At 47.1% G+C, this 15,490-nt stretch carries 11 protein-coding genes and 2 tRNA genes; 8 read left to right on the top strand and 5 right to left on the bottom strand.

Annotated features, from left to right (window positions below; genetic code table 11):
* Window positions 1-121 precede the first annotated feature (121 nt).
* Together AC0YNZ_RS02485 and AC0YNZ_RS02480 are read right to left on the bottom strand one after the other, a co-directional pair.
* Window positions 122-1,465, bottom strand: a complete 1,344-nt coding sequence (locus AC0YNZ_RS02485; protein WP_475825108.1) for an AraC family transcriptional regulator — start codon at window positions 1,463-1,465, stop codon at window positions 122-124.
* A gap of 340 nt (window positions 1,466-1,805) precedes the next feature.
* A complete protein-coding gene (locus tag AC0YNZ_RS02480) occupies window positions 1,806-1,961 on the bottom strand; it encodes a hypothetical protein (RefSeq protein ID WP_475825107.1) in 156 nt (51 codons plus the stop codon).
* A gap of 398 nt (window positions 1,962-2,359) precedes the next feature.
* On the opposite strand from AC0YNZ_RS02480, the gene AC0YNZ_RS02475 reads away from it, so the two are divergent.
* Together AC0YNZ_RS02475 and AC0YNZ_RS02470 are read left to right on the top strand one after the other, a co-directional pair.
* The gene (locus tag AC0YNZ_RS02475; RefSeq protein ID WP_475825106.1) at window positions 2,360-5,122 is read left to right on the top strand and encodes a glycoside hydrolase family 2 protein; all 2,763 of its coding nucleotides are present in this window, start codon (window positions 2,360-2,362) and stop codon (window positions 5,120-5,122) included.
* Window positions 5,123-5,668: 546 nt separating this feature from the next.
* Window positions 5,669-7,048: a M48 family metallopeptidase gene (locus tag AC0YNZ_RS02470; RefSeq protein WP_475825105.1), complete on the top strand. Its 1,380-nt coding sequence runs from the start codon at window positions 5,669-5,671 to the stop codon at window positions 7,046-7,048.
* Between the two features lie 65 nt (window positions 7,049-7,113).
* Here the strand turns inward: AC0YNZ_RS02470 and AC0YNZ_RS02465 are convergent.
* The 3 genes from AC0YNZ_RS02465 to AC0YNZ_RS02455 form a co-directional block, all read right to left on the bottom strand.
* A tRNA-Pro gene (locus tag AC0YNZ_RS02465) sits at window positions 7,114-7,190 on the bottom strand.
* 12 nt (window positions 7,191-7,202) lie between these two features.
* Window positions 7,203-7,278, bottom strand: a tRNA-Thr gene (locus AC0YNZ_RS02460).
* Window positions 7,279-7,459: 181 nt separating this feature from the next.
* Window positions 7,460-8,779, bottom strand: a complete 1,320-nt coding sequence (locus AC0YNZ_RS02455) for a hemolysin family protein (protein ID WP_475825104.1) — start codon at window positions 8,777-8,779, stop codon at window positions 7,460-7,462.
* Window positions 8,780-9,032: 253 nt separating this feature from the next.
* On the opposite strand from AC0YNZ_RS02455, the gene AC0YNZ_RS02450 reads away from it, so the two are divergent.
* The 6 genes from AC0YNZ_RS02450 to AC0YNZ_RS02425 all read left to right on the top strand — a co-directional run bounded on the left by AC0YNZ_RS02450 (window position 9,033) and on the right by AC0YNZ_RS02425 (window position 15,476).
* Window positions 9,033-9,803 carry a DUF1836 domain-containing protein gene (locus AC0YNZ_RS02450; RefSeq protein ID WP_475825103.1) on the top strand — a complete coding sequence of 257 codons (771 nt, stop codon included), beginning with the start codon at window positions 9,033-9,035 and terminating at the stop codon, window positions 9,801-9,803.
* Between the two features lie 177 nt (window positions 9,804-9,980).
* Window positions 9,981-11,402 (top strand): sensor histidine kinase, encoded by a 1,422-nt coding sequence (locus AC0YNZ_RS02445; RefSeq protein WP_475825102.1) that lies wholly within the window; start codon window positions 9,981-9,983, stop codon window positions 11,400-11,402.
* On the top strand, window positions 11,374-12,072 hold the full coding sequence (locus tag AC0YNZ_RS02440; protein WP_475825101.1) for a response regulator transcription factor: 699 nt from the start codon (window positions 11,374-11,376) through the stop codon (window positions 12,070-12,072). Before AC0YNZ_RS02445 ends, AC0YNZ_RS02440 begins: the two co-directional genes overlap by 29 nt.
* A 161-nt stretch (window positions 12,073-12,233) precedes the next feature.
* Window positions 12,234-13,817: a DUF2339 domain-containing protein gene (locus AC0YNZ_RS02435; RefSeq protein ID WP_475825100.1), complete on the top strand. Its 1,584-nt coding sequence runs from the start codon at window positions 12,234-12,236 to the stop codon at window positions 13,815-13,817.
* Window positions 13,818-13,980: 163 nt separating this feature from the next.
* Entirely contained in the window at window positions 13,981-14,721 is a 741-nt protein-coding gene (locus AC0YNZ_RS02430; RefSeq protein ID WP_475825099.1) for an HAD family hydrolase, read from the top strand.
* Between the two features lie 80 nt (window positions 14,722-14,801).
* Entirely contained in the window at window positions 14,802-15,476 is a 675-nt protein-coding gene (locus tag AC0YNZ_RS02425) for a lytic transglycosylase domain-containing protein (protein ID WP_475825098.1), read from the top strand.
* The last annotated feature ends 14 nt before the right edge of the window (window positions 15,477-15,490 follow it).

The raw sequence follows: 15,490 nt of genomic DNA, 5'->3' as shown, positions 1-15,490 counted from the left end.
TTCCCGCATTAATTTCGGACTATTGGCGCAGAGCGTTGCAATTAGGGAAGATTAGCATTATGTTGTCCATTTGAACACAAAAAAGTCCATGTCTAAGCGACATGGACCTTACAATTATTGCTTATTTCGTTTGACCCCGGTAATCGGAGGGAGTAACGCCGGTCACTTTCTTAAATACACGGCTAAAGTAATTTGGATCATTGTAACCGACTTCGAAGCAAACTTCCTTCAAGCTTAGTTGTCCCGTTGCCATCAAAGCTTTCGCCTTATCGATCCGGAGGGACGTGACATAATCAATAAATGTCGTACCAACCTGCTGCTTAAATATTTTGCTGAAATAGTGGGGATTAAGGTGAACCGAGTCTGCAACTTCTTCTAGCGAGAGGTCCTCCGTATATCGTCCCTGAATGTAATTTTTCGCGCGGTCCAGAACCGTTTGGGTTTGCTGCTCGCGCTGCTCGCGGATACGCTGCATGGCTGAGAGCACATAAGCATCTGGAATAGCTTCCGCGATCGTATGCTGCTTCTCCTGATCGTTCCCGGAATGGCCGACTCCTTGTTTTAGTTCGTCAAAGTGGCACACCTTCCCGTATTGCTCGAAATAGTTGGAAGCGAATACAGCTTCAAAATAAGATTTGCGCAGTCCTTCCACACCCGAGCGTGTCTGGCCGATGCCGATTAGAATTTCGACTTCCAGCTGCCTTGCTGCTATCGCACATAGCTCTTCTCCAAATTCGGTAGCTGCTTCTTTCCAGTCAGCAGCGGTAAGCGAAGGCGCTTTGTTGATGAAGATCGCCATATGGCGGTCGATTAGAGAGCTGACAATGCTTGTCGTTACATAGGTTTTGGCAAAGCTTCTTATTGTATCGTAAATTTTTTGCTTGTTATCCGTTTTTACACGATCGGGGAAGGCGATTACGATTGCGCATCCATGTTCAAGAGGAAAGCTAAGCCATTCCGATAATTGCTCGATATCGGTATAGGTAATATTATCGACCATAAACATCATTGCCAGTTCATTTTCCGCTAAGGGCAGAAGCTGGGATAGCTTATGCCTGAGCTCCAGTTCATCTGAACGCTTCTTTTTTTCCAGCTCAAGCTCCTGTATGAGCTGCTCGAGCGTATGAACGACCTGCTCGCGCTTGGCAGGCTTGACAAGATACTCCTTTACGCCAAGCGAGAGCGCTTCCTTGGCATAAGCAAAATAATCATAAGCCGTTACCATGACGAATTTCGTTTCCGGCAAGTTATGTTTAATTTCCCGTATAGCCTCTAAGCCTTGAATGCCCGGCATATTGACATCCATCAGTACGATATGAGGCCGATGCTCTTCTGCCCGTTCAATAGCGACACGTCCGTTTTCGGCATGAATAATTTGGAATGTATTCGGCAGCATCCGCTGAATGATCCATTCCAGTCCTTCGCGCTCCAGTGCCTCATCATCCGCGATCAACAGTCGGTACATGGTTGCGCTCACCTTCCTTTCTTTGGGGTATCCGAATCGTGACCCTCGTTCCTTTGCCCAGCTCGCTTTCGATTTCGACCAGCTCATTAACGCCATAAAACAATTGAAGACGCTTTAACACATTTTTTGTGCCAAGTCCCGTAGACCGCTTTTTATCCGATCCGGACTATCATGTTCAACCTCTTCTCTGAGCGTTTACCGGCTGCTCCAGATTGCGTAAATTATATCTTAGCAGATTGGACACCGATACGATCAGATCGCTTGTTTTCTCCCGTCCACTCGAATGAAGTCCGCAATTTTCTCTGCTTTCTCGTAATGATCCAGCGAAGCTTTCGAGGTCTCATCCATCGGCTTGCTCCTGCTCGAGGAACGAATCCAGCATATGATTATAGCTTTGCTGCACCAGTTTTCCGCTTTGAAATAAAAAGAAGGTGACGAAATTAACTAACAGAACGAGCAGCGGGATGAAAATGAGCAGCTTCGTACGAATCGTCATGGGCTCGTTTCTCCAGTCTCGTTAGCGAGCTTGCAAATATTATAAATAGAATCGCGATTCCGATATTCCATTTCTGATTGGACATGCTGCAGCTCCCTCTAAACATCCATATATATGAATGATTATACAAGAACCCTCTTATAATCAAAAGTTAAGGCTTGCATTAGAGGTATTCAAACTTTACTCTCACTATTTCTTGTAGTCCGGATGCGGATGTGAGATGGGTAATATAATTAATTTATAAATTAATTATAAATCAGAAAACCCGCCTTTTACTCAAGAAATAGTTGACAAATAAGCTTATGAAGGCGTATTCTTGTTACGAAATGGTTATTTAATTGATTTATGATTAACTTTTAAATTAATTCAAAGAAAAAATTAAAATGAGAGGTTGTGCGATGCAAATGGCTTTGAAAACGGTACAAGCTGCACAGGTTAGCATTCCCCGGGCTGAATATCCGCGTCCCGATTGGCAGCGAGCGGATTGGTTAAATTTGAACGGAGCCTGGTCCTTCGAGTTCGATCACGAGAACGATGGACTTCAAGCGGATTGGCATAAGTCGAAGGGGCAACTGTTTCAATCCGAAATTACGGTGCCCTTCTCATGGTCGAGCCCTTTGTCGGGCATTGGGAGCAATGATAAAGGAATTGCCTGGTACTACAAGGAGATCGAATGGGCGCCTGCAGCAGCTGATTCAAGAGTATTCCTCCGCTTCGGCGCCGTCGATTACAAAGCAGACATTTGGATAAACGGAAATTTTATCGGCTCGCATTCAGGAGGCTATGGGACGTTCGAATTCGATATAACGGATGCATGGCTGTTAGATGGAAGCAGCTCGATTACGGTTCGTGTCGAAGATTTTGATCATAATGATCAAGCCCGCGGCAAGCAGGGCTATGGTGAAATTCGCGGAATTTGGCAGCCGGTATGGCTGGAAGCCCGTCCGCAAAGCTATGTTCGCGATTCGAAATTTAACACCCGCATAGATGGCACGGTTGAAGTGAAGACGACGGTAGTTGCCCGGAATGCAGGAAAAGCGCAGCTTTCCTTCTCGTTTGCGGAAGGCGCCGTCTCCCATCAAATCGAAGCTGAACTGGCGGAAGGCAGCAATGAGCTTAGCACGACATTTGTCATTGACGAGCCTAAGCTGTGGAGCCCCGAATCACCTTTCTTATATGAAGGCGAAGTGCGCTTGACAAGCAATGGGCAGACCGATACAATCAGCACTTATTTGGGCGTTCGCGAGATCGGAACGGCGGTTGTTGGCGAGCGAAGCTACCGCTGGATCACTTTAAACGGCAAGCCAGTTTACTTAAACGGCACGCTTGATCAATCCTTCCATAAGACCGGTTATTTTACATATCCGTCCGATGAAGAGATGAAGAATGAAATTTTTCTTATGAAGCGTTTAGGCTTGAACTTTGTCCGCATTCATATTAAACCTGAGGAGCCGCGCAAGCTGTATTGGGCTGATAAGCTGGGCATCCTTGTTATGGAGGATATGCCCTGCTTCTGGGGGGATCCGGATGAGCAAGCGAGAAATGCGTATGAGAACGAGGCGCGCGAGGTCATTGACCGGGACTACAATCACCCGTCGATTTTCTCTTGGGTTATGTTTAATGAGACTTGGGGCTTAAAGACAGAGAGCGAGGCCGTTTCGCTTACGACAGACGTTACACAGCCGAATAATTACCTGCTGCAAACGCAGGAGTGGGTACGGTCTGTGTATCATTGGGCAAAGCAGCAAGATCCAACCCGTATCATTGAAGATAATTCACCTTGCAACTACGATCACGTAGAATCGGACATTAACACCTGGCATTTCTATATCAACGGATACAACGAGCTTCGCAGCCATGTAACGGAAGTGGTGGAAAAGACGTATGCTGGCTCTAATTTCAACTACATTGGCGGTAATGTGCAAACGGATGCTCCATTAATGAACAGCGAATGCGGCAATGTGTGGGGAATCGAAGGCGGAGCAGGCGACAGCGACCTAGCCTGGCATTACCGCTATATGATGAATGAGTTCCGTCGTCATGATAAAATGTGCGGCTTCGTGTTTACCGAATTCCGCGATGTTATTAATGAATTCAACGGCTACTACCGCTTGGACGGCACGGATAAGCATTTCGGCTACGAGTGGTTTGTTCCGGGCATGACCGTTGCTGATTTGCATTCGCCTGACTTTATCGTCATTGATGCTCCCCCATGTCAGACGGTGAAGGCCGGTACAGATACCGTCGTGGATCTTCTCCGTTCCAGCTTTGCGGATCGTTACCACGGGCAATCGCTCCAGCTTGCGTGGGAGCTGTGGTATGACAATTTAGGTACACGAGTCGTGCTTGATTCAGGAAATGAAGCTATCGAATGGAATGGTTATGGCGTTGGCGCACTAACGTCACTATCCTTGAAGATGCCTAAGCAGGATGCAGTTGCCGTGCTTGCGGTACGTCTATTGACCGCTCAAGGTGTCTCAATTACGCGCAACTTTGTAACGTTCGACGTTCGCAGCGGCACAGCTAACGGGCTGTATGAGGCAGACGGCCAAATCGTTAGCGTGCCGGTGGCGGCCTTCTCGGAAAGTGAGTGGCCGTGCAGCTGGATTGTGCTTCAAGAACAGAAGGTGAATGGTGGAGAGACCGGTCATTTTATTTACGATATTCAGCTTCCGTCTGTATCGGAGCAAACGGATATCTATGAAATCGAGCTGTTGTTTGAAGCGAGCTCGAAGCGGCTGTTGAAGCGTAATCTAGAGGAAAGCGTGCAGAAGAAGCTGGATATTTCCTTCATGCATGGCGCTTTAGCCGATCCGGAATACAACATGAACACCTACTATATGACAGATACGGAACGTCACGAATCCAAGCTAAATGTATTTATTGACGGTGAGCTTATCGAGACGATACTGCTCACCGATAATCCTGCCGACAGCCGCGGCGTATTGTCCTGGCATTATCAGTCTGTTGCGAGCAGGCTGGAGGAAGCTGGATCATACGGCTATCTTTGCAAAGTCCATTTGCCGAGCGCGCTAACCGCAAAGTTGAACGCTGGCCGCAGCTTTAAGCTTCAGCTGGCAGCGGAGGAAGGCGGTTTGGCGCTTTACGGACGCAACGCAGGCCGTTATCCGATCGACATTATCGTGCATATCAAAGGCTAATTTTATTGTTTAATAGAAAGAGTCAGCTGTTATTAGGCTGACTCTTTCTTTCGTGGAATGACATCGCTTCTTTTGCTAGAATAGACTTTTTTGTTCGAATAATTGTTTACCTTGTCCAAGTTGATTGCTTATAATAGAAAAGTTCCGAATTTGTTAACGGTTATAGTGATAATAAACCAATACGATCTTGTAAAATAGAGGGAGAATTAGAAGGGGGGTACATATAGATGAACGTTCCTGTAGGGGTGTGGATTTTTGCGGGCATTCTCGTCGTGCTGCTCACTTGGATGACGTTATGGATTACAAAGAAGGCTTATTCCAAAAAGTGGGATGAAGCAGATCACTAGCTAGCCCGCGGATGGGTTAACAATCGGTTAAAATAAACCATTTCTTGCTCCTTGGTCCGTAAGCCGAGGAGTTTTTTTGTGTTCTATTTCCCGCATACAGGAGTCGAAATACGGCTTATCTCATGGGAAATAACAGATACAATAAGCGTGGATAATCGTGTATAATGTGGGTATTGTTTTCTGAAGGGGATGCTGTTTATTGACTCAAAGTTATTTGGATCCGTCGCTGGTACATAAGAAAGAAGATCGCTACTTTGCGCTTGCGCTTATTTTTAGTATTTTCGTTTATGTCGGACTATTTCTTTCGATTATTTTTATTTTTATCATTCCTGTGCTGTTTCTTCTGCCTTTATTCGCCCAGGCGATCATGATGGCAAGCATTCGCACAAACGGCGTGCGAATTACGCCTCAACAGTTCCCTGAGGTGTTCGCCATCGTGCAGGAGCAGTGTGCCAGAATGGGCTTTGCTGTCGTGCCTGACATATACGTCATGGAATCAAGCGGCATACTGAATGCATTTGCCTCGCGCTTCTTTGGCCGGAATATGGTTGTCCTTTATTCTGACCTGTTCGAAATGATTCAAACGGGAGGCGAGAAAGAGCTGACCTACGTCATTGCGCATGAGCTCGCCCACATTAAACGCAATCATTTAACTAAGCGGCTTCTGATCATTCCGGCTTTATGGTTTCCGTTTATTGGAGAGGCGTATTCACGCGCTTGTGAATATACATGCGATCGCATGGCAGCCTATTTTACCAATGATGCCGAAGCCGCGATGAATGGGCTAACAGTATTGGCGATTGGAAAAACGCTTTATAAGCGCGTCGACCGTGAACAATACTTATTGCAAAGCAGCTATGAAAAAGGATTTTTTGTCTGGCTGGCTGAGAAGCTATCAACGCATCCGCCCTTACCGAAGCGGATTCATGCGATACAGCAGTTTGCCGGCATCTCATCAAGTATCGTCTTCAAGTCATCCCGGATAGGACTGATAATAGCTCTAGCCGCAGCGCTGGTTATCGTCGGATCGGTTTCAGCCGGCATCATCTTCTCTAAATCAATCGATACCATTATGAGTTACCTCTCGGAGACGCAATCGGATAAAGATCTGCTTGGAGCAGCCTCGGATGCTGATTTAGAACGTGTGCAATCTATACTGGCAGCCGGTATTGATCCGAATGTTACGGACGAGGAAGGATGGACGGCGCTCATGTGGGCTGCTCAATACAATGAAACGGATATTGGCAGAGCTTTAGTAAAAGCGGGAGCTGATTTGAATTTGGTTGAACAGAGCAATGAAGAGACGGCACTGACGGTCGCATTATATAATGGCAGTCTTGAAATGGTCGCTCTGCTGCTTGAGGAAGGGGCCAATCCCGATTTGCAGGATAGTTCCGGTTGGACACCTTTAATGACAGCGGCATCAAGCGGCGACATGGAGTCGACGAAACTATTATTGGAGGCAGGGGCTAATCCTCTGAAATACGATGAAGAGGGCTATACGGCAGGGGAGTATGCTTTAGAGTATGGATATGAGGATATAGCTGAGCTGCTGAGAGAAAAAGGAGATCAAATATAAAAAAGAAGCTTGATCGCTCAAGCTTCTTTCTTCTATGTATATTCATACATTAATGGTGTGCTTAATGGTCGGGACGACACGATTTGAACATGCGACCCCCTGGTCCCAAACCAGGTGCTCTACCAAGCTGAGCTACGTCCCGTTAAAAGAAAAGTGGTGCCGTCGAGAGGACTTGAACCCCCAACCTACTGATTACAAGTCAGTTGCTCTACCAATTGAGCTACAACGGCACGTGGTTTTCGCTAAACACAAGATGTATTATTACACAGAATTCTAATCTATTGCAAGTGTTTTTTTAATTTTTTTTGAAAAGGATGATCGAGCAACTAGATTGCTTAAAGAAAAGCATGCCCAATTAAAAAGAGCAGCCCTTGCGATATGCAGGGGCTGCTTCTTCATATGGTATTAAATTTAAGCCGTTTCGCCCTCGACTGCCGCTTCCGTTTGCTGAATGAGCATTTCGACCTTGCGAATCCGATTTTTGCTTGTCTCGCGGATTATAAATTTATATTTCTCGAAGAAATGCTCTTTGCCAGGCTTCGGATCAGCGACTTGGCTGTACAACCAGCCGCCAACCGTATCGACATCCTCTTCCTCGAAATTCATACCGGTCAGATCGCTCAGTTCGCTAAGAGAAACTTTGCCGTCAAGCAGGTAGCAGTTATCTGCAAGCTGTTCAATTTCCTTGCGTTCATCGGCATCGAATTCATCGCGGATTTCACCGACGATCTCTTCCAAAATATCCTCAATCGTAATAAGGCCGGAGGTGCCGCCGTATTCATCAACAAGAATGGCGATGTGAACGCGTTCCAATTGCATCCGTTTCAGCAGCATTTTTACGGGCGTAACCTCGGAAACGCTCAGTACCGGATGAACGAGCTTTTTGAAATCCATATCGCGGTCTGTTTCATATTCAAGGAAAAGCTGCTTCGTATTGATCATACCGACGATGTTGTCCTTGCTTTCAAGAGCGACAGGGAAACGCGTATATTGTTCCTTGCGAATAATTTCCATGTTTTCAGCGAGCGATTTGTTTGTGTACAAGCAAATCATATCGGTGCGGGGCACCATAATTTCTTTGGCCAACAGTTCGTCAAAGGCGAAAATGCGGCTTACGTATCCATACTCTGTATTGTTAATCTTTCCGCTCTGGTAGCTTTCGTTAAGAATAATTTGAATTTCTTCTTCCGAATGCGCTTCCTCATGCTCAGTCGCAGGCGTTAGGCCGAACAAGCGGACTAGCGCGTTAGCCGAGCCGTTAAGTAACCAAATGAAAGGATATAAAAACTTATGGAATAAAATAATCGGCCTTGCTGTAAGAAAGCTAATAAATTCAGCTTTTTGAATGGCCCATGTTTTTGGCGCAAGCTCGCCGACAACGACATGCAGAAAAGTTACTGAAAGAAATGCAATCAAGAAGGATAGAATATGACTAATGTTATCGTTTAACGCAAAATGTTCAAACAAGGGTAAAAGCATTTTTTCAACCGTTGGTTCCCCCAGCCAGCCCAGCCCGAGTGCTGTTATGGTAATACCTAATTGGCATGCTGACAAGTAGGCATCCAGATTACTCGTAACCCGTTGAACGGCAAGCGCGTTCTTCCGGCCCTCAAGCACTAACTGATCGATCCGACTGGAGCGAAGTCTGATAATGGCGAACTCCGTTGCGACGAAAAAAGCAGTTAATAAAATAAGAAGAGCAATCATGAATAAATTGAATCCTATACCCATTTTCGTTTCTCACTACCCTTTTATATTTATATTTTTTGTATTCTTATGATCTACTATAACGAATGATTACAGGTTATGACAAACGCCATATGTAACGGTAACAGCCTTTTACGCGCTTTTAGAGCGATTTAATGAGATGGAAAAGCTTATTCTCATTGATTTTCGAGCCTTTACAAGCGTCATTCTCCGGCATATGATGAGTTCATATGAACTTGAAATAAAAAAGTTAGACGAAAGCGGAGGAGGAAGCGATATGGAATCCTTTACGCTTACTCGAAAAGAGATGGCTTGCTTGCTGCTCGCCTTAGACGGACAGCATAATCTGAAGCCTCTTCAGGTGCTGCAAGCCGCATGGACAAAGACGCATCAATACGAATTGGAGAAGGGAACGGGGCTGCCCGCGTTTTTATCTACTCTGCTGCCTCCAATCATTGAGAAGCTGATAAAGGGCAATGAGCTCAAAGGCTTCTCACTTCATGAAATCGCTGCGCTCGGCCAGCTGATAGAATATTCGAATCTGTCAATTACCTCCATGCAAAATTGGGTAAAGCGAGATTTTAAACCTTATTTCGACTGTCCGAAGGCCGGAAAAAAATATTCACTGAACCAAGCTGCGTTATTGTTCATTATTGATGATTTAAAGTCAAATCTTGATTTTGAATCAATACGGAAGCTGTTCGAGATCGTTTTTAAAAAGCCGGAGGATGAAACGGATGATTTAGTCGGACCTATCGAATTATATGCATCCTACACCAGCATGTTTGAAGAGCTGGATGCAAATAACGATCAGCTGCTCGATATTTCCGGTCATTTGAAGGAATATCCGCATCAGGATCTATTGACTGAGCATGTTATTCGTTCGTCAGCGAATCAATTTGCTAGCAGATTGCCGAATTTAACGGAGAAGCAATGGGAAGCGGTGCGAAATATTTTGCTCGTTGCGGTCATTTCGATACAAACGTCCTATTTTCATTCGTTATCGCGTCGTTATTGTAATGCGACTTTGTTCCTTATCCCGGAATAATGGCATGGCTGCCAGACCGCCGGAAAAATTTAGAGCTATATAGGCTGTGTAAAACCGTTCGGCCGTGCGCTGAACGGTTTTTTATTGCCGCTTGACGGTCTCTCATCCATCTGTTGACGTAATGCAAATGGAAGTGGTTCAATGGATCTATCTACGTTGTTGTGAAGGAGCTGCATAATGTTATTCGTTCTTGTTGCGTTATGGGCTGTTGCGGCCATTATATGGCTCTCCGATCGGCGGTCATCCGCTAATCATTGGTTAGGCGCCGTGGCGTTTAGCGGTGGAGCGGGGGCGCTTGCTGCCGTGCTCGACCTGCAATGGCTTCCTGCGGCGGCGGATGCGGGAATGAATGAAGTGGCGCAGCAGCTGCTTTACCGCTTGCAAGCGGTCTCCTCGCTCGTTTCTTATTATGGTTTACCGTTTTCCTTCACGCTGTTTGCCATCGCTTACCGGCCTGTACGGCTGACTGTGAGATTGCAGCAGCTTTTGCCGTTTTTGCTGCTTATCCCGATTGTTATGTGCATCGTGTTTACGCCTTTCTACAGGGAAGAATATCCGATATCCTTCAAGATCGTAGTATGGTGGGCAGTGCCTTATATTTTATTCGGCGCCGTGCAGGTTCTGCTCAAACGCCAGCTGCATGCGTCTTTCTCTCGCACGCATTGGATCGTTTGCTCGGCGGTTCTGCCGCCGGTCATGTTCAGCATGGTTATGAATTACGTGCTGCCTAGCTTCGGTATGCTGCGCATGTGGGTCTATAATACGTGGATCGTCGGATTAGGTGTAACCGTATTTGTCATCGCTCTGTTTACTTACGGCTTCATGGGCGTACGCGTCAATATTGATCGGCGGAGGTATGATTCCACGCTAAGAGCAGTCACTTCAGGCACTGCCATTCTCAATCATGCGATCAAGAACGATGCCGGAAAAATGCGGCTATTTTCTGAAAAGATGAAAGCGTACGCGATCGCAACCGGTCAGCAAGAGCTGCTGGCAGATGTTGAGACGGTACTCGGCGCCTCTCGTCATATGCAAGAGATGCTCCAACGTGTTCATCGGCGAACGGAGGATTTGGTGCTGCGCGTTGAAGCGACCGATTTGGCTGCGCTAATCGAGCAGACGGTGAAGGGGTATGAGCCTTCGTTAGGGAATATTAAGCTTCATACGACGCTTAGCGGGGGCTGGAGCTGCCGTATCGATCCGGCTCAAGTGAGCGAAGCTTTGGGCAATATCGTTGCCAATGCTTTGGAGGCGATGACCGGCTATGGCGAACTGTATATCCAATTAAGCGAGACAAAGCGAGAGCTCGTTATTGAGGTGCGGGATACAGGCCCCGGCATGAATAAAAGTGAAATGACGAGGGTGCTTGAGCCCTTTTATACAACTAAAAACGGCAGCGACACGAATTTTGGCCTTGGCTTGCCGTACGCGTATCATGTGATGCGCAAGCATAAAGGGATGCTGGATCTGCGCAGCAAGCCGGGCGTAGGGACATCCATCTTTATGTCGTTTCCGAAGCGAAGTATTCAAGCAGAGAAAACAGTAGATCATACGCAGAGGAGAGAGGCGCATGGACAGCATTCGGGTATGGATCGTTGAGGATGATCCTGATTGGCTTCGCGGTCTTGTGGCGTATTTAAACAAGGAGCCGGATATTAAAGTAGTATGGACAGCAAGCAGAGCCGAAGATGTGAGGCAAGCGCTGCGGGAAGGCAAGCAGCAATCTATGCCTGCCGATGTCGTGCTGATGGACATTATGCTTGAAGGCAGGCCGGAAGGCGTTTTGCTCGCGGAGGAGACCGCCGCAGCTACAGGAGCGCGAGTGATTATGCTGACCTCGATGGAGGAGAAGGAGCTAATTTTCCGCTCCTTTCAGGCGGGTGCCATCGATTATCAAATTAAATCGGATTTTGAAAACTTGCCTGATGCGGTCAGATCAGCCTCGAGGAGTCAATCACCGATAAACGCGGCTGTTGCTGATCGGATGCGCGAGGAATTCCGCAGGCTGAAGCAGCTTGAGCGCGAATTTGAAGCGAAGAAGCTGAATGATCTTATTACGCCATCGGAGCTGCAGCTGTTGGATTTGATAGATCAAGGCTACACGCAGCCGCAAATTGCCGACAAGCTGGTCGTGTCGATCCGGACGGTCAAAAACCATGTCAATCATATATTAAAGAAGCTGAATCTGACCGGTTCACGCGAGGCGGCTAATAAAGCCAAAGAAATGGGCTTATTTCAAAAGAAAAATGACGAGGATAGTACCACATAAAGTTGGTACTATTTTTTTTATGCCATTTTTTACAGAATGGAAACAAGAAGAACTGTTATATGCTGCCCTACGGCTGCTCGATTATTGGTTTCAAGTCGAAGGCGAGTAGGGGGGCGGTCTTGTTTACGGCGGTTTCTGACTAAATGATGGGGGTCATACAAATGAAAGAAATGATTAATAGGCAAGGGACTTCAATGCTCGGCGTCCTGTTCGTCCTGGCTGCATTTATTACTTTGTTCAAATATTCGGTGGATCAGGGCTGGATTACGGAGTCCATGAAGATCGGATTTGGACTGTTGAGCGGAGCAGGCATAAGTATCGCGGGATTAAAGCTCGCATGGCGTATGCCGCGTAATCCGATTGGCGAGATCATGATCGGAATGGGTGCTTGTATTTTATATGCGACCTTTTCTTTTGCCGGCATTTATTATCGGCTGTGGGAGCCGATGACGATTCTGCTCGGCATGAGCGCGATAACGATTGGGATATCGGCATATGCTTACAAGTTCCAGTCCAGGCTGCTTATGAATATAGCCTTGGCGGGAGGGCTGTTGTCACCGCTGCTGATGCGTCCGGAAACGGATCAAGTATTCGCTTTGTTTCTTTACCTGCTCGTAATCAATGCCGCCTTTCTATTTCTGAGTATCGCCCGCGGCTGGCATGAGCTGAGGATCGTAAGCTTTCTAGGCTCTTGGCTGCTTTATATCGTTTACTTTATACATTACAATCCGTCGACTGAAGGCTTTTGGAGCATGCCGTTCCGGTACGCGCTCGCCGCATTCCTCTTTTATACGATCAGCTTGCTGGCTTCCTCCTGGCGAAACAAGCTTTGTTTCGACGGCATCGATTTGTATTTAAATGCAACGAACGGCATACTGTTCGGATTTTGGGCGCTCCTTATTTTGAACGGGGAATTGGATTACGGGTACATTCTTGCTTTTATCGGCATCGTCTACCTATTGGCCAGCTATGTCATTTATGAGTTGACGGTCAAAATAACGGCTTCCTCTGCAAGCTTTTTTCTTGGAGGTTTGCTGCTGATTCTCGTGTCCGTAAGCAGTATTGGCGGCGGGTATGAGTCAAAGCCGCTAATTAGCGTCCTGCTATGGGGTTGTATTGCTGCCATTGCAGCTGCTATAGGCCGGATAAAAATTTGGCCGCTGCTTAGCCTGTGCTCGCTTGTCACCTGGTTTGTGGTCGGCTCCTATTGGTATGCGGTGACTTGGGATACGCCGCGGGGCGAATGGTTCGGCATATATATCCCATTCTTAAACTGGGGAGCAATGGCTTGGATGCTGCTTGCCGCACTTGGCTTCTATTTCTCAAGACAGCTGGTCTTCACTCAAATAACAGAGAAAGCTAACCGGATTCTTGCAAGGGTATACGCACTGTTAGCCCACCTCATCGTCGGAGGTTTGCTTACAAGGCAAATTGAAAATATATTTACCGAGTATTTTACCGAATCGTCGTCCGTCTACATGCAGCTTGCCCTATCGGTCTCATGGGGCTGCTATGCGCTGCTGCTCATTTTGTGGGGTGCTTATTACCGAGAGCTGTTATTCCGCTGTTTTGGCTCCGTCGTTCTGGTGCTCGTTGCGTTCAAAGCGATCTTTATGGATTTGAGCGGACATGAGGCGCTTTACAAAGTGGGAGTTCTGCTGACGCTCGGAGCGATCTCGTTTTTTATTACGTGGATTAACGGCAAATGGCGCGTAAAGGATGAAGGGGCGCTCGAGAGTATTTAAGCGGGCTGTATGAAATGCAAGCGGAATGAAACCAAAGACCGACCGTGCCAGAAAGGGCGCGGTTTTCTTTTGTTATAATCCGCTGGTATACTCATGCTCCAGCACCTATAATAGAGTTGGCCTTTATAGACAGGCTGCTGCGAGCGGAGATGGGGGGAAGCACATGATAAAAGCAGTTTATTTCGACTTGGACGATACGTTATACGACCAGCTTCAGCCGTTCCGATTGGCGGTGGAAAGCACCGGCCTGATTGGACATGCTAACGGGAGTTTACATATAGAAGATTTGTACAAACGCATTAGACGGCATAGTGATCTTTTGTGGGTGAAGCATGTAAATGGGGAAATGACGCTGGAGGAGCTTCGCATCAAGCGGACTACGGCGGCTTTCTCCGATATCGGCATAAAGGTATCGACGGAGGCGGCGGCGCTGCTGCAGCGGAATTACGAACTGGAGCAATCGCGTCTCACGCTGCGGGAAGGCGTTCAGGAGCTGTTCGAGCAGCTGCAGGCAAGCGGAATCGGCATTGGCTTAATTACGAATGGCCCGGTTGAGCATCAAATGAAAAAAATTATCGCGTTGGAGCTGTTAAAGTGGGTAGCCGAGCCAAACGCATACATCTCCGATGGTATCGGCATCGCGAAGCCCAACCCGGAAGTGTTCCATTTTGTCCGAAGAAATGCAGCTTTACGGCCAGAACAGCTGGTTTATGTGGGTGACGCATGGCATAACGATATCGCGCCTTCCTTTCAAGCAGGCTGGACGCCTATTTGGCTTAATACAAGAAAGCAGCAGCCTCATACGAAGGACGGTTTAGTGAAATATTTGGAGTGTGGGTCAATCGAAGAGGTTATGCCGCTGCTTCGTGAGCTCAATGAAAGGCAAACTGGCTGTTTGCTCTAAAAACATGTACAATAATAACCGATATAATTAAAGTAGAAATAATACCTATGTGCTTATAACCGCAAAGCTGGGAGGAAATCATGAGTATTGACCCTCGGATTATTAAGACATTGCTTCAGCTGCAGCTCGCTCCAAGTTTGGATATGCAAGCAGCATCAAACCCGTTGCTTGCAACAGCCGGCGATGGCTCTGCTTCCTTATTTGATACTCTTCTATCACAATATATGTCTGATAGCTCATCGGAGAATGGCTCCGCCGCTCCAATCCTGCCGGCTGATGCGCTAGCCCAGCTTTCCTCGCTGAACAGTTTGACGAATATTTCCTACAGCAGCCAAGCTGAGACAGACAGCTCACCAAGCGAATATGACGGACTTATTCAGCAAGCTGCCGCCAAATATGGCGTAGATCCAGCCTTAATTCAAGCGGTAATCAAAACCGAATCCGGCTTCCGCGCGGATGCGCAATCCGGCGCAGGCGCGAAGGGGCTGATGCAGCTAATGGACGGTACGGCAAGAGGGCTAGGCGTCACCGATTCATTTGATCCTGCGCAAAATATTGAAGGCGGAACCAAATATTTATCGCTCCTGCTGAAGAAATATAACAGGAATGAGCAGGTTGCCTTAGCAGCTTACAATGCCGGTCCAGGACGTGTCGACCGGACTGGGATAAGAACGAACGAGCAGCTTATAGAAAATCTTGAAGCGCTTCCGGAAGAGACTCAGCGATATGTCGCAAAGGTTCTTCAAGCTAAGTAGAACGGCAGCAATAA

The sequence above is a fragment of the Paenibacillus sp. J2L1-98 genome, assembly GCF_056269405.1.
Note: the sequence above shows the minus strand (reverse complement) of the source record. Positions and strands in the feature narration are given on the sequence as shown.